Source organism: Polaromonas sp. CG_9.11 (assembly GCF_015752225.1).
Taxonomy (GTDB): Bacteria; Pseudomonadota; Gammaproteobacteria; order Burkholderiales; family Burkholderiaceae_C; genus Polaromonas.
Map to the genome: position 1 here is coordinate 106,238 of NZ_JADOVE010000005.1, position 19,317 is coordinate 125,554.

Annotated in this window: 18 protein-coding genes; 11 read left to right on the forward strand and 7 right to left on the reverse strand. The window is 63.7% G+C overall.

The genetic code is table 11. The annotated features are described in order from the left end of the window. Window positions 1-447: 447 nt before the first annotated feature. The 7 genes from IWX85_RS06055 (at window position 448) to IWX85_RS06085 (ending at window position 8,571) form a co-directional block, all read left to right on the forward strand. The gene (locus IWX85_RS06055; protein WP_231379571.1) at window positions 448-2,211 is read left to right on the forward strand and encodes a hypothetical protein; all 1,764 of its coding nucleotides are present in this window, start codon (window positions 448-450) and stop codon (window positions 2,209-2,211) included. Window positions 2,212-2,399: 188 nt separating this feature from the next. Continuing rightward, complete coding sequence (locus IWX85_RS06060; protein WP_196869109.1) at window positions 2,400-4,526, forward strand: cytochrome-c peroxidase; 2,127 nt, start codon at window positions 2,400-2,402, stop codon at window positions 4,524-4,526. A 55-nt stretch (window positions 4,527-4,581) separates the two neighbouring features. Then, window positions 4,582-5,076, forward strand: coding sequence for a hypothetical protein (locus IWX85_RS06065; protein ID WP_036810154.1), 495 nt, complete (start codon window positions 4,582-4,584; stop codon window positions 5,074-5,076). Between the two features lie 626 nt (window positions 5,077-5,702). Further along, window positions 5,703-6,257 carry an RNA polymerase sigma factor gene (locus tag IWX85_RS06070; RefSeq protein ID WP_036810151.1) on the forward strand — a complete coding sequence of 185 codons (555 nt, stop codon included), beginning with the start codon at window positions 5,703-5,705 and terminating at the stop codon, window positions 6,255-6,257. Next, window positions 6,258-6,881 carry a hypothetical protein gene (locus IWX85_RS06075; RefSeq protein WP_051984320.1) on the forward strand — a complete coding sequence of 208 codons (624 nt, stop codon included), beginning with the start codon at window positions 6,258-6,260 and terminating at the stop codon, window positions 6,879-6,881. A 44-nt stretch (window positions 6,882-6,925) separates the two neighbouring features. Next, complete coding sequence (locus IWX85_RS06080) at window positions 6,926-8,143, forward strand: sulfite oxidase (RefSeq protein WP_196869110.1); 1,218 nt, start codon at window positions 6,926-6,928, stop codon at window positions 8,141-8,143. A gap of 50 nt (window positions 8,144-8,193) precedes the next feature. Next, on the forward strand, window positions 8,194-8,571 hold the full coding sequence (locus tag IWX85_RS06085) for a cytochrome c (RefSeq protein ID WP_196869111.1): 378 nt from the start codon (window positions 8,194-8,196) through the stop codon (window positions 8,569-8,571). A gap of 250 nt (window positions 8,572-8,821) precedes the next feature. Here the strand turns inward: IWX85_RS06085 and eda are convergent, their stop codons facing one another. The 3 genes from eda to IWX85_RS06100 form a co-directional block, all read right to left on the reverse strand. Then, window positions 8,822-9,484, reverse strand: coding sequence for a bifunctional 4-hydroxy-2-oxoglutarate aldolase/2-dehydro-3-deoxy-phosphogluconate aldolase (eda, locus tag IWX85_RS06090; RefSeq protein ID WP_081932680.1), 663 nt, complete (start codon window positions 9,482-9,484; stop codon window positions 8,822-8,824). Continuing rightward, complete coding sequence (edd, locus tag IWX85_RS06095) at window positions 9,469-11,316, reverse strand: phosphogluconate dehydratase (RefSeq protein WP_196869112.1); 1,848 nt, start codon at window positions 11,314-11,316, stop codon at window positions 9,469-9,471. The genes eda and edd overlap by 16 nt, the downstream gene beginning before the upstream one ends. 198 nt (window positions 11,317-11,514) lie before the next feature. After that, window positions 11,515-12,063 (reverse strand): OmpA family protein, encoded by a 549-nt coding sequence (locus IWX85_RS06100; RefSeq protein WP_196869113.1) that lies wholly within the window; start codon window positions 12,061-12,063, stop codon window positions 11,515-11,517. A 107-nt stretch (window positions 12,064-12,170) separates the two neighbouring features. On the opposite strand from IWX85_RS06100, the gene IWX85_RS06105 reads away from it, so the two are divergent. The 3 genes from IWX85_RS06105 to pdxH all read left to right on the forward strand — a co-directional run bounded on the left by IWX85_RS06105 (window position 12,171) and on the right by pdxH (window position 14,015). Beyond that, entirely contained in the window at window positions 12,171-12,719 is a 549-nt protein-coding gene (locus IWX85_RS06105) for a gamma-glutamylcyclotransferase (RefSeq protein ID WP_051984319.1), read from the forward strand. Window positions 12,720-12,805: 86 nt separating this feature from the next. Further along, on the forward strand, window positions 12,806-13,321 hold the full coding sequence (locus IWX85_RS06110) for a superoxide dismutase family protein (RefSeq protein WP_036810136.1): 516 nt from the start codon (window positions 12,806-12,808) through the stop codon (window positions 13,319-13,321). A gap of 46 nt (window positions 13,322-13,367) precedes the next feature. Next, complete coding sequence (gene pdxH / locus IWX85_RS06115) at window positions 13,368-14,015, forward strand: pyridoxamine 5'-phosphate oxidase (RefSeq protein WP_036810133.1); 648 nt, start codon at window positions 13,368-13,370, stop codon at window positions 14,013-14,015. A 175-nt stretch (window positions 14,016-14,190) separates the two neighbouring features. On the opposite strand, the gene folK is transcribed toward pdxH, so the two are convergent. The 4 genes from folK to hda all read right to left on the reverse strand — a co-directional run bounded on the left by folK (window position 14,191) and on the right by hda (window position 17,979). Next, window positions 14,191-14,730: a 2-amino-4-hydroxy-6-hydroxymethyldihydropteridine diphosphokinase gene (gene folK / locus IWX85_RS06120; protein ID WP_196869114.1), complete on the reverse strand. Its 540-nt coding sequence runs from the start codon at window positions 14,728-14,730 to the stop codon at window positions 14,191-14,193. Window positions 14,731-14,746: 16 nt separating this feature from the next. Then, window positions 14,747-16,393, reverse strand: coding sequence for a polynucleotide adenylyltransferase PcnB (gene pcnB, locus IWX85_RS06125; RefSeq protein ID WP_196869115.1), 1,647 nt, complete (start codon window positions 16,391-16,393; stop codon window positions 14,747-14,749). A 111-nt stretch (window positions 16,394-16,504) separates the two neighbouring features. Further along, entirely contained in the window at window positions 16,505-17,296 is a 792-nt protein-coding gene (locus IWX85_RS06130; protein ID WP_231379572.1) for an HAD family phosphatase, read from the reverse strand. Beyond that, the gene (hda, locus tag IWX85_RS06135; protein WP_036810127.1) at window positions 17,293-17,979 is read right to left on the reverse strand and encodes a DnaA regulatory inactivator Hda; all 687 of its coding nucleotides are present in this window, start codon (window positions 17,977-17,979) and stop codon (window positions 17,293-17,295) included. The genes IWX85_RS06130 and hda overlap by 4 nt, the downstream gene beginning before the upstream one ends. A 276-nt stretch (window positions 17,980-18,255) precedes the next feature. Between hda and purM the strand changes: the two genes are divergently transcribed. Continuing rightward, window positions 18,256-19,287 carry a phosphoribosylformylglycinamidine cyclo-ligase gene (purM, locus tag IWX85_RS06140; RefSeq protein WP_196869116.1) on the forward strand — a complete coding sequence of 344 codons (1,032 nt, stop codon included), beginning with the start codon at window positions 18,256-18,258 and terminating at the stop codon, window positions 19,285-19,287. Window positions 19,288-19,317 lie beyond the last annotated feature (30 nt).

Below are 19,317 nucleotides of genomic sequence, written 5' to 3' on the forward strand. Positions count from 1 at the left end.
ACCCTGGCAATTCAGCCGCCTTGCCCATCGATCAGGGAGTTCACATGACCACCCACCGTCCAGGCTTAATTTCCGGTGCCGGCATTGCCCGCCAACCGCTGGCGCATGCCAGCGCATCGGCCGAACCCGCGACCACAAGACCGCCTGCGCCACCTGGCATTTCAGCGTGGGCGCTGACAGCCGCCCTAACAACCAGCGCAGCCCGGGTTTCGGGCAGGGCAAGGCGAAGGCCATGGCGCAGCATGCCGACCGGCTTCTTGGCAGCCTGCGACACACGGTAGCGGGCCGTCAAAGCTCAACGTTCGGTGCCTCCATTTGAATAGCCAGCAGGCTCAGGCTTGCTACTGGCCGATGCGTTCACTGGCCCGCTTCGACCACCAACAATGACCAGCAATACAGGGGTTTGTCATGCAAACGAAAAGTTCATCTCGGTCGAGCTGCTGGCCCATGTGGTCAGAAATGCGCGCAAGCGTCGCTGAAAAATACATGAAGGGCTCTGGCAACAGTGCGCTGCCCCTCACGCACTGCTGTCAGCGCTCCGGCCGTTGGGCGGCGTTGTCGGGCCTGGCCGCGCTTGCCGCTGGCCTCACGATCGTCGTGTCAGGCACGGCATCAGCGCAGGTGGTCAGCAATCCGCCACTGTTGCCGCAGGATGTCACCGTATTTCCAGAGCGCGACTTCACGTCGATCGCAGGTTTTGCGCCCAATGCCGACGTGCTCGTGCAGGTCAGGCGCGGCGGTGTGGTCAGCGATGCCGTGGGACGAACGGACGTGAGCGGCTTTCTCGAAGTGAACCATCCGGGCGGCGTGTGCTGGAGGAATGTCACGCCCGACATTGTCCCGGCGGACGTGGTGCGGGTGACCTACCGCGATACCAACAACAACCGCTCCCTGAACCCCGTTCCGGTCAAGGACTCTGGCGCAGCGACCACGACGCAGAACGTCACGGCGACACAGGCCTACGATGCTGGAAACAATACCGTCGTGGTCAAGGGCAAGGCGCAACTTGCCAATGGCACGCCCATTCCGCTGACCCGGCTCGAGGTCAGGATTGTCAACCCTGAATTTATCGGTGCGCCGGGCAGCCGCATCGGAAAGCGCGACATTCGCGCCGACAGCGCTGGCGGGCGCATCGACGGCACCAACGGGAATCCAATCCCCGGGACCCGCGGAGCGCTCGCCTATGACGGCACCACCAGCAGCTTCACCGCCATTTTCAGCGGCCTGAACGCTGACGAGCGCCTGCTGGTCGTCGAAGGACAGACACGGGTGATGGGATGGCAGCAGACCACGGCGAACGGCGACCGGCTCGGCATGACGATCTACGAGGTCGGTGCGCTCGGTGGTCCCGGCATCGGCGGCTGCCCGCCCGGTCCCAACGGCGTGGTTCCACCGCAGAACCCGACATCGCCGGTGCCCTACAACCCGGCGTATCTGCTGGACGCTGCTGTTCCGGCGAATCAGGGGTCACTCAAGGATGTCACGGTGTTTCCGGAGCGCGACTTCATCTCGATCGATGGCTTTGCGGCAGGCAGCGAACTGCAGGTCGTGGTGCGTCGGGGCAACAGCAACGCACCGATCATCGGCACGGCGCGCGGCATTGTCGGCAGGGGCGGCCTGTTCGAGGTCAACCATCCGGGCGGTGTCTGCTGGACCGGGCAGACGCCCGACATCAAGCCGGGGGACTGGATCGACGTGTTCAAGGTCTACAACATGAGCTTCAACAGCGGGCAGACGCAGCAGGTGATCGACACCAGGGTCGCGAAAGCCGCCTTCGTCACCACCCTGCCGACCGGTGAGGTGGTGGTGCGGGTCAACGGCACGGCCAAAAATTCCAGCGGCGCACCGCTGGCCCTGGCCCTGACCGAGCAGCGCATCATCAACCCGGACTTCAACAACACCCGGATCGGGCGCCGCGACATTCGGGCCGACACCACCGGCGGGCGGGTCGAAAACATCCCCGGCGCCACCGGGCGGCTGCTGCGCACCGGTGACGCGAACAGTCCCGACTGGCGGGCGATCTACACCGGGCTGAATGCCACCGAACAGCAACTGGCCGTGGCCGGACAAAGCCGCGCGATGGCCTGGCACTCGACCAACGGCAACGGTGACCGGTTCGGCATGACGATTTTTGAATTCGGCGAGGTTGGCGGACCTGGCATGGGCGGGTGCCCCGCAACGGGCAGCGCTTCGATCGCGATTCCTTGGTAGCTATTGCGGCATCGGCCACAGCGCACCGGCTCTTTTTTCCATGCCAAACGCGTAGAAAAACTTGGCAACCGGGCACTGGGGCCACGCGGCATTGGGCACCCACCGAGAAAACATGAACCGACTGCAGTGCGCCTGAAGCATGGCAAATCGGCCGCCATATCCATCTTTTCATTGATCAAGGAGTTCTCATGACCCCCCACCCTCCTGGCCTGATGCCTGGTGCCGGCGCTGCCGGCCAGCCGTTTGCGCCCGCAAAAGCATCGACCGCGACACGGGCCCTGTCGCTTCTGCTGGCCGCCAAGTCACGGCTGAAAACGCTGCTTTTCATTGGCGGCGCATCGGCTGTGCTTGTGTTTGCTGCCGGGACGCCGCAGGCTGACGAGCCGCTGAGATCCATGGCACTCAAGACCGTTGACGTACCCGGCCCCTCGAACGACGTTCTTGACGAATTCGTGGACGACAAGTCCGCCGCCATCCAACTGGGCAAGGCGCTGTTCTGGGACCCCCGGGTCGGCAGCGACAACAAGACCGCCTGCGCCACCTGCCATTTCAGCGCGGGTGCCGACACCCGCGAAAAAAACCAGCTGAGCCCGGGTTTGTTGAGGCGGCTGTCGGGCTCGATGGCCGCCAATCCTGACTGGACGTTTCAACTGGGAAGCGGCCCGAACCGTCAGTTCACGGCCAGCGAACTCGACTCGATCAGCAGCGGCGACTTTCCCTTTACCCGGTTCTCCATGCAGGAAAGCAACGATCCGGCACAGCGGATCGACATCAATGATGTGGCCTCGTCGCAGGGCGTCTTCCATGGCAGCTTCGACAGGGTCAATGCCACCAAGAAAGGTGCGGCGGCTGACAGCTGCAACTATTCCCGCGACCCGGACGGCTTTCACATGGGGGCGGTCAACACCCGCCGGGTGGAACCGCGCAATTCGCCCAGCGTGATCAACGCCGTCTTCAACTTCCGAAATTTCTGGGATGGCCGCGGCAACAACGTTTTCAACGGCGGCGACCCGTTCGGCCTCAGGAACCAGAATTCCATGGTCTGGAAAAAAGAAAACGGCATTGTGCGCAAGGTCAGTGTGGGCATCCAGTCGTCATCGCTGGCGTCGCAGGGGTCCGGTCCGCCCCTGTCGGGAACGGAAATGAGCTGCAGTGACCGCACCTTTGTCCATCTGGGGCAAAAGCTGCTGGACCAGGACATTTTGAGCGGCCAGGTCATAGCGCCGGACGACAGCGTGCTGGGCAGGTTTGCAACCGGCGGTCGCCCCACGTACCGCACGCTCGTCAAAAAAGCCTTCAGGCAGGCCTACTGGCAGTCACCCAACATCGTGCGCTTCACCCAGGCCGATGCCAGGGAGCGCAAGTCGATGGACTTGAAGCACCCGGTGCGTTTTGACAAAAACGTGGACGAGAAAATCAGCCAGCTGGAGGCCAATTTCACGCTGTTCTTTTCCCTGGCCATCCAGATGTATGAAACCACGCTGGTGTCCGATGACAGCCGGTTCGACCAGTTTGCAGCCGGCGACGCTTCGAAGCTCAACCCCAGCGAGCGTGCCGGTTTTGCCATTTTCCAGGGCAAGGGACGCTGCATCAACTGCCACGGCGGCGCCGAACTGACCAACGCATCGTTTCGGCATGTCACCAATCAGCGGCTGGAAACCATGGTGATGGCCACCGGCAAGACCAAGACGTATGACGCCGGTTTCTACAACATCGGTGTGCGGCCCACACTGGACGATATCGGCATTGGCGGCAATGACGGAATTGGATTGCCCTTGTCGGAGAGCATGCTTTTTGCAGTGAAAGGACCGGCTGGCAAGGCGCAAGCGGCCAGCTTGCTTGGCAACGGATTCGATCCTGACAGGTATGGCGTGCCCGGCATCCAGGATGTGGCGGTGAATGGCGCATTCAAGACACCGGGGCTGCGCAATGTCGAGCTCACCGGCCCTTATTTTCACAACGGCGGGAAAGCAACGCTGATGCAGGTGGTGGACTTCTACAACCGGGGCGGAGACTTCGGCAGGGAGAACCGTGAGGACCTGGCACCGGACATCCAGCCGCTGGGCCTGAGCGAAACAGAGAAGGCAGACCTGGTGCGCTTCCTGATGTCCTTGACGGACGAGCGCGTCCGGATGGAAAAAGCGCCTTTCGACCACCCTTCGCTTTGCCTGCCCAACGGACATTCGGCCAGCGCATATGCTTCGCCCAACGGCATCAATGCGGGGGATGAAACCCTGTGCATCAAGGAGGTGGGCCGCAAGGGCAGAACGACTGGAATTTTGCCCTTCATGAAGTTGTCGCCACTCTCGCATTGACGCACTGGCTGGCCACCGGGCATGCCATTTCCCCGATTTTACCCAGGAGATTTTCATGAAGAAAGCATTCATCTCGGCCGCTGTCGGTGCTCTGGCGAGCGGCCTCATCCTGCCCGCGATGGCCGCCGACGGCCGAATCGAATTCCATGGCGGTATCGGCTCGACGCCCTTCGCGTCCGTCAGCGGCGTGCCGGCCCCCAACGACGTGCGCGGCATTGCGCCCGGCGGGCGTCCCTGGGTGATCGACAAGCTGCGGGCGGCGATCCGCGCCGACGGCAGCATCTCGGTCAAGGGTGAAGGGCTGCTGCTCGCCGGGGGCAACAGCATCGGCCTGCCTGGACTGCCCCGCCAGGTGGTGGCGACGCTGTTCTGCGGTGCAACGGAACTGAACTCGCCCGCTGCCGACCTTGACGCCGACGGAAATTTCGCGATACGCGGAACGCTTCAGGGCGCAGTGCCCAGTCCCTGCGTGACGCCCACCCTGCTGATCCGCAATTTCACAGCCAACGGACCCGGCCCCTGGTTTGCAGGTGGCATTCCGGAAAACTGAAACGGCTGCCGGACGCCGTCGGTATCGGGCTGCTGCAGCCAGGCGCCGCCGCCCGATTGCTATTTTTTTAATAGCTTTCCAGGCTTATGGCGCTTGCGCCAGAGCACAGTTTGGCCCTTATATTTAACGGCTCAACTCATTCACAGGCCGGAACCCGATGACACCCCGTTTTGGGCTCCTTCCCCCACTGGGGGAAAGGCAGGGAGGAAGACTGACGCAGGTACCGTCACAAAAATCACCTTCGGGAGCAGCCGTCTCCCCAACCCTTTCCCAAGGGACAGGGAGCAGGAAGGGACGGCATACGGACTGGGGATGCTGAGTGGTTGTGATGAATTGGCCGATCAGCCGCACGATCCGGCTCACGCCGCCTGACGTTGCCGGTGGTGCCCGACCTGCTGGCCAGCGCCCGGCTCAGCCCACGCATCACCACGCTGCCGCGCAGGGTGTGCAAGTGCTATCTTGGGGTGACCGCGATGAGCAGACAACGACCGCACTGACTGCCTTCATGGCGCAGGCGCTGCATTGGCGTCCTGACCGGCCCGCCGCACAGGAAAAACCAGGGGAAACCCTTAGCAAAAAAGTCAAAACTCAGGGAATAAAGTCGCGCTCCCAGCGCTCTTTTACACATGATCCAGACGGCCGAGTCCCGGTACAACCAATGGGTGCGCGAGCACTACCGCTTTTTGCTGCGCAGCGCCTGGGGCCTGACGGGTTCGCGCGCCATTGCCGAGGACGTGGTGCAGGACTGCTTTACCAGCGCCTGGGAATACCGAAGCCAGCTGCGCCAGCCCGAACTGGCGCGCGCCTGGCTGTTTCGCATCATGCGCCGGCATGTGCTGCGCCATGTGGTGCCGGGCCCGCAACGGCTGGATGAATACTATGGCGAGTTCGATGCCGCCGAGCCGCAGGCCAGCAGCGAGCGGCTGGACAACCAGCGCGACGTGGTGCAGGCCCTGGGCCGCATTGCCCCGATTCACCGCGAGGTGCTGGTGCTGTTTTACTTTGACGACATGCCGACGGCGCAAATGGCCGAGGCGCTGGACATCGCGCCGGGCACCGTGCTGTCACGCCTGTCGCGCGCCCGCGAGGCGCTGAAGGCGGTGTTGGATGTGCCCGCCCGGCCGACTGCGCCCGACGCCGCCGCACCGGCCTCCAGCGTGCGCCAGTTCAGAAAGGTTTGAATGACAGACTTTGAGCTTCCACCAGACAGCGCCTTTGACCTGCGCGTCCGCGCCGAGATGGCGCTGGCCTTTGACCCCGGCCAGCCGCCGGCGCATCTGTTCAGGCACACGCCGCTGCTGTCGCGGCGCGGCTTTCAGCGCAGCCTGGCGGCGCTGCTGCTGGCGGCCACCGGCGCCGGCACGGTGTTTGCGATGCGCCCGCCCGCGCTGGTGCGCGAGGCCATCGAGCACGAATATTACGAACGCACGCTGCGCGGCAGCTTCATGCCAACCCGCCAGCTGCTGATGCACCTGGGGTTGAACCAGCAGCAGCCGGTTCCCGGCTATCCCCAGCTGATGCGGCCCTGCGACATCGACGGCCGCCTGGCCTACCACCTGACCACCTTCATTGAAAAAGGCGGCATGGTCACCGTGTTTGCCTTTGACCAGCCGGTGGCGCTCAAGGCCGGCAGCGGCTGGTGGAACGACATGTACTGGCAGGTCATTGACTCGCGCCAGGGCCGGCCGCTGGTGCTGGTGGCGCAGAAAAAAAAGGCGCTGGCCGTGGCGAACAACCATCTTGGCAAGCCTGACGGACAAGCCGCCAAGTTGCGTGACCCAGCAGAATCTCCAGTTTTTCAGTAACCTGTTTTTTTTCGATGTTTTTTTAATAACCCACGGAGACACGCATGATTGACACCCCCAGCTCTTTGCCCCGCCGCCACCTGCTGACCCGAAGCGCCACCGCGCTGGCAGCCGCCGGCCTGGCCACCTGGAGCCACGGCGCCATGGCGCAGTCGGCCAGTGCAGCTGCCGCCAAGCCGCTGCCCACCGACCTCGCCTGGAAAGACCTGGACAGCGTCATTGTTCACAGCGGCACCACCATCGAGACCAGGCGCGGGGCCTTTGGCACCAGCGTCATCACGCCGGCCGAGCAGCTCTACCTGCGCAACAACCTGCCCACGCCCGACGCCTCCATCGTGGCCAACCGCGACGCCTGGGTATTGACGGTGGGCGGCGTGCAGCGTCCGCGCACGCTCACCGTGGGCGACCTCAAGACCATGGGCCTGGAGACGGTTGCCATGGTGTTGCAGTGTTCGGGCAACGGCCGGGGCTTTTTCCCCTCCAAGCCCAGCGGCACCGGCTGGACGGTGGGCGCGGCCGGCTGCGTGATCTGGAGCGGTGTGCCGGTGCGCGCAGTGGTCCAGGCGCTGGGCGGCGTCAGCCCCGGCATGAACTACATGACCAGCACCGGTGGCGAGAAGCTGCCCGCGGGGCTTGACCCGAAAAGCATCATCGTCGAGCGCTCGGTGCCCGCTGCCGCCATGCAGGACGCATTGCTGGCCTGGGAGATGAACGGCGCGCCGATTCCGCTGGCCCACGGCGGCCCGCTGCGCCTGATCGTGCCGGGTTTTACCGGCGTGAACAGCATCAAATATGTCAAGCAACTGGCCTTCACCGCCAAGGAAAGCGATGCCCGAATCATGGCGCACGGTTACCGCCTCACGCCCCCTGGCCAGAAAGCCGATCCGAGCCAGCCATCGGTGCAGGAAATGTCGGTCAAGTCCTGGGTCAACTCGCCCAGCCCCGACGACGGCGCGCAGCGCGAAGGCTGGATGCAGATCAACGGCGTGGCCTTTGGCGGCATGCATGCCGTCAAAGGCGTGGAAGTGACGATTGACGGTGGCAAAACGTGGCAACAAGCACGCCTGGTTGGCCCGGATCTGGGCAAATACGCCTGGCGCCAGTTCGTGCTGCCGGCGCACTTTGAACGCGGCAACTATGTCGTCACCAGCCGCGCCACCGACATGGCCGGCAACGTGCAACCCGAAACACGCGGCGAAAACGTCAGCGGCTACAACAACGCCAGCTGGCTGGACCACGCCGTGAAGGTCAGCGTGGCGTGATGCTTTTCAACCTGCCCCCACTTTTCAAACGTTCCAGGCCCGGCGATTCCATGACCTCATTCACATTGCTTTCCAGGCTTGCATCGCGGCCTGCGCGTCTGTTGCTGTCCGCAAGCCTGCTGCTGGCGGCCGCCCTGGCCAGCCTGCCAACCCGCGCTGCCGAAGACGCCGACAAGATGGCGCTGGGCAAAAAGCTGTTTACCGCTGGTGCCGTGCCGGCCTGCGCCCTGTGCCACACGCTGAAGGATGCCGGCAGTGAAGGCGCGGTCGGGCCGGTGTTCGACGACCTCAAGCCCAACGCGACGCGGGTGAAAAAAGCGCTGTACGACGGCCTGGGCGCCATGCCTTCGTACAAGGCCACCTTGACAGAGGCCCAAATCGACGCGCTGTCGTATTACGTGTCCAGGGCATCGGGCGCGGAGAAATAAGCCCCAGCCGGCCAACCCGGAATCAACGGGGCTTTCACGGGCGTTGTCAGCTATTTTTTTGATAGCTGTCAGCGCCCGTTCCTTATGCGCAAATGGCTTATTTCATTAAAAATCGCAACGATTCATGCCGTCATGCTGCGCAACTCGGCATCGGCGTCTTCATCGCAGGGCCGCAGGCCTTGGCGATGCAGTGGCGATGAGGCATGAAGATGCCTTGCCACGCTGCGTTCGCCATGACACATGGCCGTCTTCACGCCACCCGGCGCGTCAGCAGGCAGGCCTGACGGGCCAACTCGGTCATGCGGTCCCAGTCGCCGCACGCCAAAGCATCGGCGGGCGTGAGCCACGAGCCGCCGACGCAGGCCACGTTGGGCAGCGCCAGAAACTCGGCGGCATTGGCCATTGACACGCCGCCCGTGGGGCAAAACGTCACATCGCCAAACGGCCCGCCCCAGGCCTTGAGCATGGCCGTGCCGCCAGCCTGCAGCGCCGGAAAAAACTTCAGTTCGGTCAAGCCGTCTTCCTGCGCCATCATGATTTCGCTGCCGGTGGCCACGCCGGGCAGCAATGGCAGACCGGCATCGCGGCACGCCTGGCCGACCGCATGGGTGTAGCCGGGGCTGACGACAAAGCGCGCGCCGGCCATGGCGCAGGCCTGGGCATCGGCGGCGCTGCGCACGGTGCCTGCGCCCACCACCGCCTCGGGCACGTCGCGTGCAATCGCCTCGATGCAGGCCAGCGCCTGCGGCGTGCGCAGGGTGACTTCGAGCATGCGAATGCCGCCCGCCACCAGGGCGCGGGCCAGCAACACCGCCTGGCCGACATCGTTCAGTACGATGACCGGAATCACGGGCGCATCCTGCATCACCTGCAGGGCACTGAGTTTTTGGCTGATATTCATCGTGACATCCATGACATGGCTCCTTCTTCTGCGGTCAATGCACGGGCACGCATGCCAGAGAACAATCCCCGGCCCATGCCGACGCCGTTGCGCTGGCGCAGGTCATCCGGCATCACGCTGACGGATCGTGCGGCCCATTCGGCCTTGTCCACCAGTACCTGCAGCTCGCCGGTGAGTCCATCAACGCGGATCACATCCCCGTCCAGCACCTTGGCCAGCGGACCGCCCGCCGCCGCTTCCGGCGACACATGAATGGCCGCCGGCACCTTGCCCGACGCACCGCTCATGCGGCCATCGGTCACCAGCGCCACCCTGAAGCCCTTGCCCTGCAGCACGGCCAGCGGCGGCGTGAGCTTGTGCAATTCGGGCATGCCGTTGGCCTGCGGCCCCTGCCAGCGCACCACGCAGACCACGCCGTTGGCGGCATGGGACAGGCACACGCGCTCCAGTTCACCGGCATTGAAGGCCGCCAGCAAGGCTTCCTGCGAATCAAACACCCGGGCCGGTGCTTCAATCACATGCCGGTCGTCGGGAACGGCAGACACCTTGATCACGCTGCGGCCGAGGTTGCCGGTCAGCAGCTTGAGCCCGCCGGTGGGGCTGAAGGGTCGGTCTGCAGGCCGCACGATGGAATCGTCCTTCGAGTCGCCCACGTCATGCCAGGCCAGCGCTGCGCCGTCCATCACCGGGATGCGGGCATATTCGCGGATGCCGCCTGCGCGCACTGTCAATACGTCCTCATGCATCAGGCCGGCGTCCAGCAGTTCCCGAATCACCAGCCCCGGCCCGCCGGCGGCCTGGAAGTCGTTCACATCGGCGCTGCCGTTGGGATAGACATGCGTCAGCAGCGGCACGACATCGGACAGCGCCGAAAAGTCATTCCAGTCGATCACGATGCCCGCCGATTGCGCCACCGCCACCCAGTGAATCAGGTGGTTGGTCGAGCCGCCAGTGGCCAGCAGCGCCACCATGGCGTTGACGATGGCACGTTCATCGACGACCTGGCCGATGGGCGCAAAGCGCTTGGCCTTGGTGATGCCGAGCACGGTGCGCGCCGCCTCGCGCGTGAGTTCGTCGCGCAGCGCGTCGCCGGGCTGGACAAACGCCGTGCCGGGCACATGCAGGCCCATCGCTTCCATCAGCATCTGGTTGCTGTTGGCCGTGCCGTAGAAGGTGCAGGTGCCGGGGCTGTGGTAGGACTTGAGTTCGCCTTCCAGCAGCGCATCGCGCCCGACCAGGCCCTGCGCGGCCTGTTCGCGGATGCGGGCTTTTTCCTTGTTCGGCAGGCCCGAGGGCATGGGGCCGGCGGGTACGAACACCATCGGCAGGTGGCCGAATTGCAGCGCGCCAATCAAGAGGCCCGGAACGATCTTGTCGCACACGCCAAGCAGCAGTGCAGCATCGAACATGTCATGCGACAGTGCGATAGCCGTGCCCATGGCGATCACGTCGCGGCTGAACAGGCTCAACTCCATGCCGCTGGTGCCTTGCGTCACGCCATCGCACATGGCCGGCACGCCGCCCGCCACCTGCGCCGTGGCGCCCTGCCTGCGCGCCTCGTCCTTGATCAGCGCCGGATAGCCGAGCAGCGGCGTGTGCGCCGACAGCATGTCGTTGTAGGCGGTGACGATGCCGATGTTGGGCCGGCGCTCTGTCACGATCTTGAAGCGGTCGTCCAGCGGCATGCCGGCCACCGCATGCGCGATGTTGGCGCAGCCCATGCGGTCCATGCTGGGCGGGCGGCTGCTGTCGGCCTGCAGTTGTGCCAGATAGGCATTGCGCGTCGGCCGGCTGCGCTCTTGAATGTGGGCGGTGATGTCTGAAACGGCGGAATGAAGCGCCATGATGAAACCTTTCAATCTAGCCATCCCGGACACGGGGATGTAACTTTATTACGGCGTCTATGGTAACTAATATCGCGGCTGTTTTAGCCCGGAATGGTTACTTTGCGGTTACCAAACGAAGTGCAGGCAAAAAAAATCCGCAGGGCGCAAAGCGCTGCGGATTCATGCCGCCTGCCATGCAGGCCGGGAGGGTGCGCGTTACTGCAGGCTGATTTCAACGCGGCGGGCTTCGGCATCGCTTGCCGAGGTATTGCCGGCAATCTGCTCGGGCTTTTTAAGTTCGATCTGGCTTTCAGGCACGCCCGATGCCATCAGCGCGTCACGCACCGCCAACGCGCGCTGCTTGGCCAGCTCGGCATTTTGCGCCGCGTCGCCGGTCGCGTCGTGAAAGCCTGAAATGGCGACCTTGCGGCCAGCCTGCGCACCCTTGACCACATCAAGCAGTGCTTCGCTGGCGCCGGCGGCCAGGTCGGCCTTGCCCGACGCAAAGTAGAACTTGACGATGCCCTGTTCGACCTTGACGCTGGCTGCGTCGGAAGCCGCCTGCGTCGTTGCAGCGGAGGATGCGGGAACGGCTGCCATGCCGGGCGCAGCGACCACCTGGACAGCCGGGGCATCTGCAACCTTGGCCGAAACGCCGCGATGCTTCACGCCAAACACCAGCACAGAGGAAACCACGATGGCAATCAATCCAAATACCAGAAACAGTGCCACGCGTTGCTGGCTGTCGTCATCCTGAGAAAACATGGGAAACTTCCTTTTAAAAAAACCTGCCAATATTGTAGAGTGAGGCTGTGACTACTCTAGCAAATGCACCTTGCGAATTGGCTTACAACACCCGGGATCCCGCCGCCATGCTCGACGCTGCGATCCGGCAATGGGGTGGCCAGGCTGACTTGTGGGTTTTCGGCTATGCATCACTGATCTGGCGGCCTGAATTCGAATCGTCCGAAGAGCGTTTTGCCACCCTGCACGGCTACCACCGTGCGCTGAAAATGTGGAGCCGCGTCAACCGCGGCACGCCTGCGCTGCCGGGACTGGTGTTTGGCCTGCTGTCGGGCGGCAGTTGCAAGGGAATGGCCTATCGGCTACCCAGGGAACATGTGCACGATGCCTTGTCCGCCCTGTGGGCACGCGAAATGCCCAACGGCGTCTATGACCCGAAGTGGCTGCGATGCCGTACGGCGCAGGGTGATATCAAGGCACTGGCTTTCACGCTGTCCCGGCGCAGCCCCAACCATACCGGCGTGCTGAGCGAAGACCACTACCGGCAGATATTTTCCAGTGCTTGCGGCCGTTACGGCACGACGCGCGACTATGCCCAGCTGACTTATGACAAACTGCGCACGCTGGGCATTGACGACCAGGCGCTTGGCAGGCTGCTGCAGCTGGCCGGCCACTGACAGGCAGCGTGCATTCGGCGGCGCTGGCGTGAATCGTCACACGCGCCGGCATTCCAGCTTGGACAACACAACCCCGGGGAGACTTCATGACACGCACTTTCATTCTGCTGGCCAGCCTGCTGGCACTTGGCGCCTGCGCCAGCACCACCACGGGTCCGCGCGCCGTGGCCCAGCTGCAAAGCACCGCCGGCAATACGGCCAGCGGCTCGGTCACCTTTATCCAGAGCGGCGACAAGGTACTGGTTTCCGGCACGGTCAGCGGACTCAAGGCGAATGCCGAACACGGCTTTCACCTGCATGAAAAAGGCGACTGCTCCAGCGGCGACGGCATGAGCGCGGGCGGCCACTTCAATCCGGACGGCCAGCCCCACGGCAAGCATTCCGGCATGACGCATCACGCAGGCGACCTGCCCAGCCTCAAGGCCGATGCCAGCGGTGTCGCGAGATTCAGCTTCGAGTCCAAGAGCATTTCCGTTGGCAGCGGCACCGGCAACATCATTGGCCGGGGACTGATCGTTCACCGCGATCCCGATGACTACACCACCCAGCCCACCGGCAACTCCGGACCGCGCCTGGCCTGCGCCGTGGTAACCCCAGGCTGAGCGTGACCCGGGCATAAATATGGCACCGGACTTTATACTCCGGTCCATGCTCGATCACACTTCCATCGCCGACCTTCGCAAAAGCTACGAGCGCGCCGAACTCAACGAAGACGCCTCGCAGGCCGACCCCCTCATGCAATTCGACCAGTGGCTAGGCGAAGCCATCTCGGCCCAGGTGCCCGAACCCAATGCGATGACGCTGGCCACCGTGGGCAGCAATTTGCGCCCGTCCACCCGCGTGGTGCTGATCAAGGGCTTTGATGCGCAGGGCATTGTTTGGTACACCAACTACGCCAGCCGCAAGGGTCTGGAACTGGCCGGCAATCCGTATGCGGCGCTGCAGTTCCACTGGGTCGAGCTGGAACGGGTGGTGCGCATCGAAGGCGTGGTGGAAAAAGTGCCTGCCGAAGAAAGCGATGCCTATTTCAACAGCCGGCCGCTCGACTCGCGCATTGGCGCCTGGGCCAGCCCGCAAAGTGAAGTGATATCCGGCCGTGGCGTGCTGGTGGCCAATGCCGCCCGGTACGGCGCCAGGTTCATGCTGAATCCGCCGCGCCCGACGCACTGGGGCGGCTACCGCCTCAAGCCGGACAACTGGCAGTTCTGGCAAGGCCGCAAAAGCCGTTTGCACGACCGCCTGCGCTATACGCTGCTAAGCGATGCCGGCTGGCTGCGCGAACGCCTGGCGCCTTAGCCTTGCCACCACTTTACCGCCGTCATTCCCGCGAAGGCGGGCATGACGGACCCGTTTTTTTAGCCTGAAACAAGCCACTTGCGCAAGTGGATCTTACGCAGATAGCTATTAATTCAGTAGCAATAACTGCCGGATTTCGTAAGTGCGATGATGGCCAAGTCAGACCGACTTCGCCTTAAACCAGCCCACTGCCCAGCTGCTCGATAGCCTGGTGCTTCACGGCCTGCAACTGCTCAGCGCTAACTTGCTGCGGCGCAATCTCGGCCAGCGGCACCAGCACAAAGGCGCGCTGGTGCATGCGCGGATGCGGCACAGACAGCCGGGGCGACTCAATGCGCGCGCTGCCATACAGCAACAGGTCCAGGTCCAGGGTGCGAGGCGCATTGCGGTACGGCCTCTCGCGCCCGGACTGCAGTTCCAGTTGCTGCAACCCGTCAAGCAACGCGCAGGCATTCAGGCCGGTTTCAATTTCCACCACGGCATTCAGGTAGTCGGCTCCGGGCGCTGGCGCTTCATTGCCGGAATCGGTGTCCAGCGGTGCGGTTTTATAAAGTCCTGACTGTTGGTGCACTTGCGTCAGGGGCAGACTTTCAAGGGCCTGCACCGCCTGGCGCAACGCAGCACCGGCGTCGCCCAGGTTGGCGCCCAGCGCGACGTAAGCCGTGACCGGTTCACGCCTAGCAGCTATTTTTTCATCGGGGCTGTCTGTGGACATGGCGCAGCGTTTGCGCTCAGTCGCCGGTCGCCGGGGAAGCCCCGGCGGATGGGGGCGACTCGCTGCCGCCGTCCTGGCCCTCGGCCGCACGGCTGGCGGGCTTGCGGCGGCGGCGGCGTTTCTTGGCGGGGGCGGCATCGCCTTCCTGCAAGGGCAGCTCCAGCCCGTCAGCGTCGCCCGGGCTGCTGCCGGATGACAACGCTGGCGCCATATTGGCAGGTCGACCGCCATCGGCATCAGCCCGCTTGACACGCGCACGCGGCGTCTGCGGCTTTTTCTGCTGCGTTTCGCGAATCGCCTCGATCATGTCGTGGCGCTCGTCGTCGTAAGCGGTGCTGAATTTCTCCCACCATTCGCCCAGCGCCGGGTCGATCTCGCCGATCTGGCCGCGCAGACGCAAAAAGTCGAAGCCGGCGCGAAAGCGCGGCTGCTCCAGCAGCGAATACGGCGCATTGCCCACGCGTTTTTCAAAACGCGGCTGCATGGTCCAGATTTCGCGCATGTCGATGCCCAGCTTGCCGCGACCCGAGACATCGCCAATCCTGGCGTTGAAGGCTTCGTCAATCGCATCCTGCAGCGCCGGCATCGGGGGTTCATTGCGCTTGAGGCGCCGGTCCCAGCCACTGCGCACATCGGCCCAGAGCACACACGACAGCAAAAAGCTGGGCGCGACCGGCTTGCCTTCGGCGACGCGGCGGTCGGTATCTTGCAGCGCCAGTTTCAGGAAGGGGTCGTCGGACATTTCAACCACCACATCAAGCAGCGGGTAAATGCCGGTGCCCATGCCCAGTGCCTTGAGCTGCGCGATGCTGGCCAGCGAATGGCCGGTTTGCAGCAATTTGAGCATTTCGTCGAACAGTCGCGACTGCGGCACGTCGGCCAACAGACCACACATGTCCTTCAGCGGCGCCGCCGTTTTCTCCTCGAATTTGAAGCCGAGTGCATTGAGCTTGGCGCCAAAACGCACGGCGCGGATGATGCGCACCGGGTCCTCGCGGTAGCGCAGCGCCGGATTGCCGATCATGCGGACAATTTTCTTCTTCGAGTCGCCAATGCCGTTGTGGTAATCGACAACAACCTGCGTTTCCGGGTCGTAATACATGGCGTTGATGGTGAAGTCGCGCCGCGCAGCGTCTTCTTCCATCGGTCCCCAGACGTTGTCGCGCAGCACCCGGCCCGACGCATGCACGGCATGCTTCATGCCGGCGAGTTCGCTCTTGCTGGTGCGCTCGTTGCCGCCGACCTGCTCGGCCAGGGCGCTGTCCATGTGGGCGCGAAAGGTCGAGACCTCGATCACTTCATGTTCGCGGCCCCGGCCGTAGATGACGTGGACGATGCGAAAGCGCCGGCCAATGATGAAGGCGCGGCGAAACAGCGACTTGACCTGTTCGGGCGTGGCGTCGGTGGCCACGTCGAAGTCTTTCGGTCGCAGGCCGACCAGCAGGTCGCGCACCGCGCCGCCGACGATATAGGCCTGGAAACCCGCCTGCTTGAGCACATGCACCACGTCCATGGCGCGTTCGTCCACCAGCTTGACATTGATGCCGTGGTCCTTGAACTCGATGTCGTGGCGCTTGCCGAAGGGGGACTTTGGAACCCGCTTTGAAGGGGATTCGGCGCTGTCGGATTTACCGAACAGCTTGTCGATGAATTTTTTGATCATGAAATTTAAAGTTTTGAGGGAGATGCCGCCCCTTGGCAGCAAGCGTTGTCCCTGCCTTTTCCAGGCCGGAGGCGGCCGCCGCTGCCCGGCGGCAAGCGCCATCCGTGGCGCTTAAAACAGGTCAAGTATGCGCCATCCGCGTTCGGTTGCCAGTACCCGCAGGCGCGGGTCCGGGTTGGTGGCGACCGGTTCGGTGACCTTTTCCAGCAGCGCCAGGTCGTTCATCGAATCGGTGTAAAAAGTCGTGTGCACATCGCCCCAAGCCAGGCGGCGGGCGGCCAGCCATTGTTCCATGCGGGCAACCTTTCCTTCTCTGGCCGATGGCGTGCCCCTGATCTCGCCCGTCAGGTTGCCTTGGGCGTCGCGCTCCAGTTCGACCGCGATCAGTTCGGACACGCCAAAGGCATCAGCAATCGGACGCGTCACGAATTCGTTGGTGGCCGTCACGATGACCAGTTCGTCGCCGGCCGCGCGGTGCCGACCGACCAGTTCCAGCGCCTGGCTTTTGATGGCCTTGTGTACGATCTCACTCATGAAGCGGGCATGAGCCGCTATAGAATTGATAGCTCCCTGCTCGCGGATGGCCTGCGTGGCAAAACGCACATAGTCATGAATGTCAAGCGTTCCGGCACGGTACTCCTCGAAAAACTCGGCATTGCGGCGCTTGAATTCGGTGGCATCGCACCAGCCCAGCGCAATCGTGAACTCGCCCCACTCGTAGTCGGAGTCAATCGGGATCAGGGTGTGGTCCAGGTCAAACAATGCCAGCTTCACACGTGCCCCCACGCTTTTCACTTCGTGTAATGCGCTGCCCCCCGGGGGGACTGTGCTTGCTTGGGGCGGCCCGGCGCGGCGCACGTCGCGCCCATCGCCCGCAATGTCAACATTCACCTCAACCGTCATTCCGTCTCCAGCATGGTTTTGATCAGCGGGATGGTGATGGCCCGCTTGGTTTGCAGCGCGTAGCTGTCGAGCTTGTCGAGCAGTTGCATCAGGCTGCCCAGGTCGCGTGAAAAACGCGTCAGCATGAAATCCACCACCTCGTCACTGAGCAAAAAGCCCCGCGCGTCGGCTTCCTGCTTGATCACGGCGCGCCGCTCGTCGTCACTCAGCGCCTGCAGGGCAAACACATGGCCCCAACCCAGGCGGGTCCGCAGGTCTTCGCGCAGCGGCAGGTCGGCCGGCGGCACGTTGCCGGCAGCCACCACCCAGCGCGGCTGGCCGTCGTCGGTGCTCAGCGCATTGACGAACCAGTTGAAGGCCGTGCGCTGCTGCGCTGCGTTGTAGAGATGGCATTCGTCCATGATCACGGCGGACCAGGCTTCGTTGAACTCGGGCGGTTCCAGCATGGAGGCATCCATCCAGCCGCTGGAGGCGCCCTGGTCACGCAGGGCTTCGCTGACGGCCTTGAGCAGATGCGTCTTGCCGCTGGCTTCATCGCCCCAGAGATAGGTCGGTACCGGCGAATCTGGCGGACTTTGCGCCCACGACGCCAGTTGCCGGACCGCCGCTTCATTCGGTCCGATGAAAAAATTGGCAAACGACGGGTCGGAGGCGAGTCCGATGTCCAGGGCAAGTTGTTTCATGGCTGGCTTGGCGGGCCGCAACCCGGTTTCAAAGGGCATGCGAACGGCGCCTGGCGGCTGGTGCGCGGGTCGTGCACCTGGTCGCGGCGCGTTTGGGAGTCAGGGTAGGTTGCATGAAGCCTTGGAATGCGCTGGCCCGCAGGGGACCGGCAGAAGCTAGGGGGTATAGCCTTTAGAATCGCAGGCTGGATTCTATCGGGCTTGGCCAGCGCGCTCCCGACCACCGCCCTGCCCCTTCGAGCTGTCCCGGCTCCCACCGCATTACTTCCCGACACCATGACCCCTACCCCCCTTTCCTACAAAGACGCCGGCGTTGACATCGACGCGGGCGATGCCTTGGTTGAACGCATCAAGCCGCTGGCCAAAAAGACCATGCGCGAAGGCGTGATGGCCGGCATTGGCGGCTTTGGCGCGCTGTTCGAAGTGCCCAAGCGCTACCAGGAGCCGGTGCTGGTCTCTGGCACCGACGGTGTGGGCACCAAGCTCAAGCTGGCGTTTGAGTGGAACATGCACGACACCGTCGGCATCGACCTGGTCGCCATGAGCGTCAACGACGTGCTGGTGCAAGGCGCCGAGCCACTGTTTTTCCTCGACTATTTCGCCTGCGGAAAGCTCGACATCGACACCGCTGCGGCCGTGATCGGCGGCATTGCCAAAGGCTGCGAGCTTTCGGGCTGCGCCCTGATCGGTGGCGAAACCGCTGAAATGCCCGGCATGTACCCGGCCGGTGAATACGACCTGGCTGGCTTTGCCGTCGGTGCGGTGGAAAAGTCCAAGATCCTGACCGGCAAGGACGTGACGCCGGGCGACGTGGTGCTCGGCCTGGCGTCAAGCGGCGTGCATTCCAACGGTTTCAGCCTGGTGCGCAAGTGCATTGAGCGCGCCGGCAGTGCCCTGCCCGCCACGCTGGACGGCAAGCCGTTCAAAGAGGCGCTGATGGAGCCGACCCGCCTGTACGTGAAAAACGTGCTGGCCGCGCTGGCCGCGCACCCGATCAAGGCGCTGGCACACATCACCGGTGGCGGCCTGCTGGAGAACATTCCACGCGTGCTGCCCGAAGGCACGGCGGCGCAGCTGGTCAAGGGCAGCTGGCCGCAGACCGAGCTGTTCGCCTGGCTGCAAAAAACTGCCGGTATTGACGACATCGAGATGAACCGTACCTTCAACAACGGCATCGGCATGGTGGTGGTCATCGACGCCACCAGCGCAGCGGCTTGCGCGGCCATGCTGCGTGAGGCGGGGGAGACGGTTTACGAAATTGGCGTGATTGCGGCGCGCGGCGAGGACTCCAGCGTTACTGTGGGCTGAAAATATAAGGCTGGTGCTTGTGACGGCCGC

What these genes read in the sequence shown, in the direction of transcription:
- IWX85_RS06055 (WP_231379571.1), top strand. Translation starts at nt 448, where the DNA reads ATGTGGTCAGAAATGCGCGCAAGCGTCGCTGAAAAATACATGAAGGGC.
- IWX85_RS06060 (WP_196869109.1), top strand. Translation starts at nt 2,400, where the DNA reads ATGACCCCCCACCCTCCTGGCCTGATGCCTGGTGCCGGCGCTGCCGGC.
- IWX85_RS06065 (WP_036810154.1), top strand. Translation starts at nt 4,582, where the DNA reads ATGAAGAAAGCATTCATCTCGGCCGCTGTCGGTGCTCTGGCGAGCGGC.
- IWX85_RS06070 (WP_036810151.1), top strand. Translation starts at nt 5,703, where the DNA reads ATGATCCAGACGGCCGAGTCCCGGTACAACCAATGGGTGCGCGAGCAC.
- IWX85_RS06075 (WP_051984320.1), top strand. Translation starts at nt 6,258, where the DNA reads ATGACAGACTTTGAGCTTCCACCAGACAGCGCCTTTGACCTGCGCGTC.
- IWX85_RS06080 (WP_196869110.1), top strand. Translation starts at nt 6,926, where the DNA reads ATGATTGACACCCCCAGCTCTTTGCCCCGCCGCCACCTGCTGACCCGA.
- IWX85_RS06085 (WP_196869111.1), top strand. Translation starts at nt 8,194, where the DNA reads ATGACCTCATTCACATTGCTTTCCAGGCTTGCATCGCGGCCTGCGCGT.
- eda (WP_081932680.1), bottom strand. Translation starts at nt 9,484, where the DNA reads ATGGATGTCACGATGAATATCAGCCAAAAACTCAGTGCCCTGCAGGTG.
- edd (WP_196869112.1), bottom strand. Translation starts at nt 11,316, where the DNA reads ATGGCGCTTCATTCCGCCGTTTCAGACATCACCGCCCACATTCAAGAG.
- IWX85_RS06100 (WP_196869113.1), bottom strand. Translation starts at nt 12,063, where the DNA reads ATGTTTTCTCAGGATGACGACAGCCAGCAACGCGTGGCACTGTTTCTG.
- IWX85_RS06105 (WP_051984319.1), top strand. Translation starts at nt 12,171, where the DNA reads ATGCTCGACGCTGCGATCCGGCAATGGGGTGGCCAGGCTGACTTGTGG.
- IWX85_RS06110 (WP_036810136.1), top strand. Translation starts at nt 12,806, where the DNA reads ATGACACGCACTTTCATTCTGCTGGCCAGCCTGCTGGCACTTGGCGCC.
- pdxH (WP_036810133.1), top strand. Translation starts at nt 13,368, where the DNA reads ATGCTCGATCACACTTCCATCGCCGACCTTCGCAAAAGCTACGAGCGC.
- folK (WP_196869114.1), bottom strand. Translation starts at nt 14,730, where the DNA reads ATGTCCACAGACAGCCCCGATGAAAAAATAGCTGCTAGGCGTGAACCG.
- pcnB (WP_196869115.1), bottom strand. Translation starts at nt 16,393, where the DNA reads ATGATCAAAAAATTCATCGACAAGCTGTTCGGTAAATCCGACAGCGCC.
- IWX85_RS06130 (WP_231379572.1), bottom strand. Translation starts at nt 17,296, where the DNA reads ATGACGGTTGAGGTGAATGTTGACATTGCGGGCGATGGGCGCGACGTG.
- hda (WP_036810127.1), bottom strand. Translation starts at nt 17,979, where the DNA reads ATGAAACAACTTGCCCTGGACATCGGACTCGCCTCCGACCCGTCGTTT.
- purM (WP_196869116.1), top strand. Translation starts at nt 18,256, where the DNA reads ATGACCCCTACCCCCCTTTCCTACAAAGACGCCGGCGTTGACATCGAC.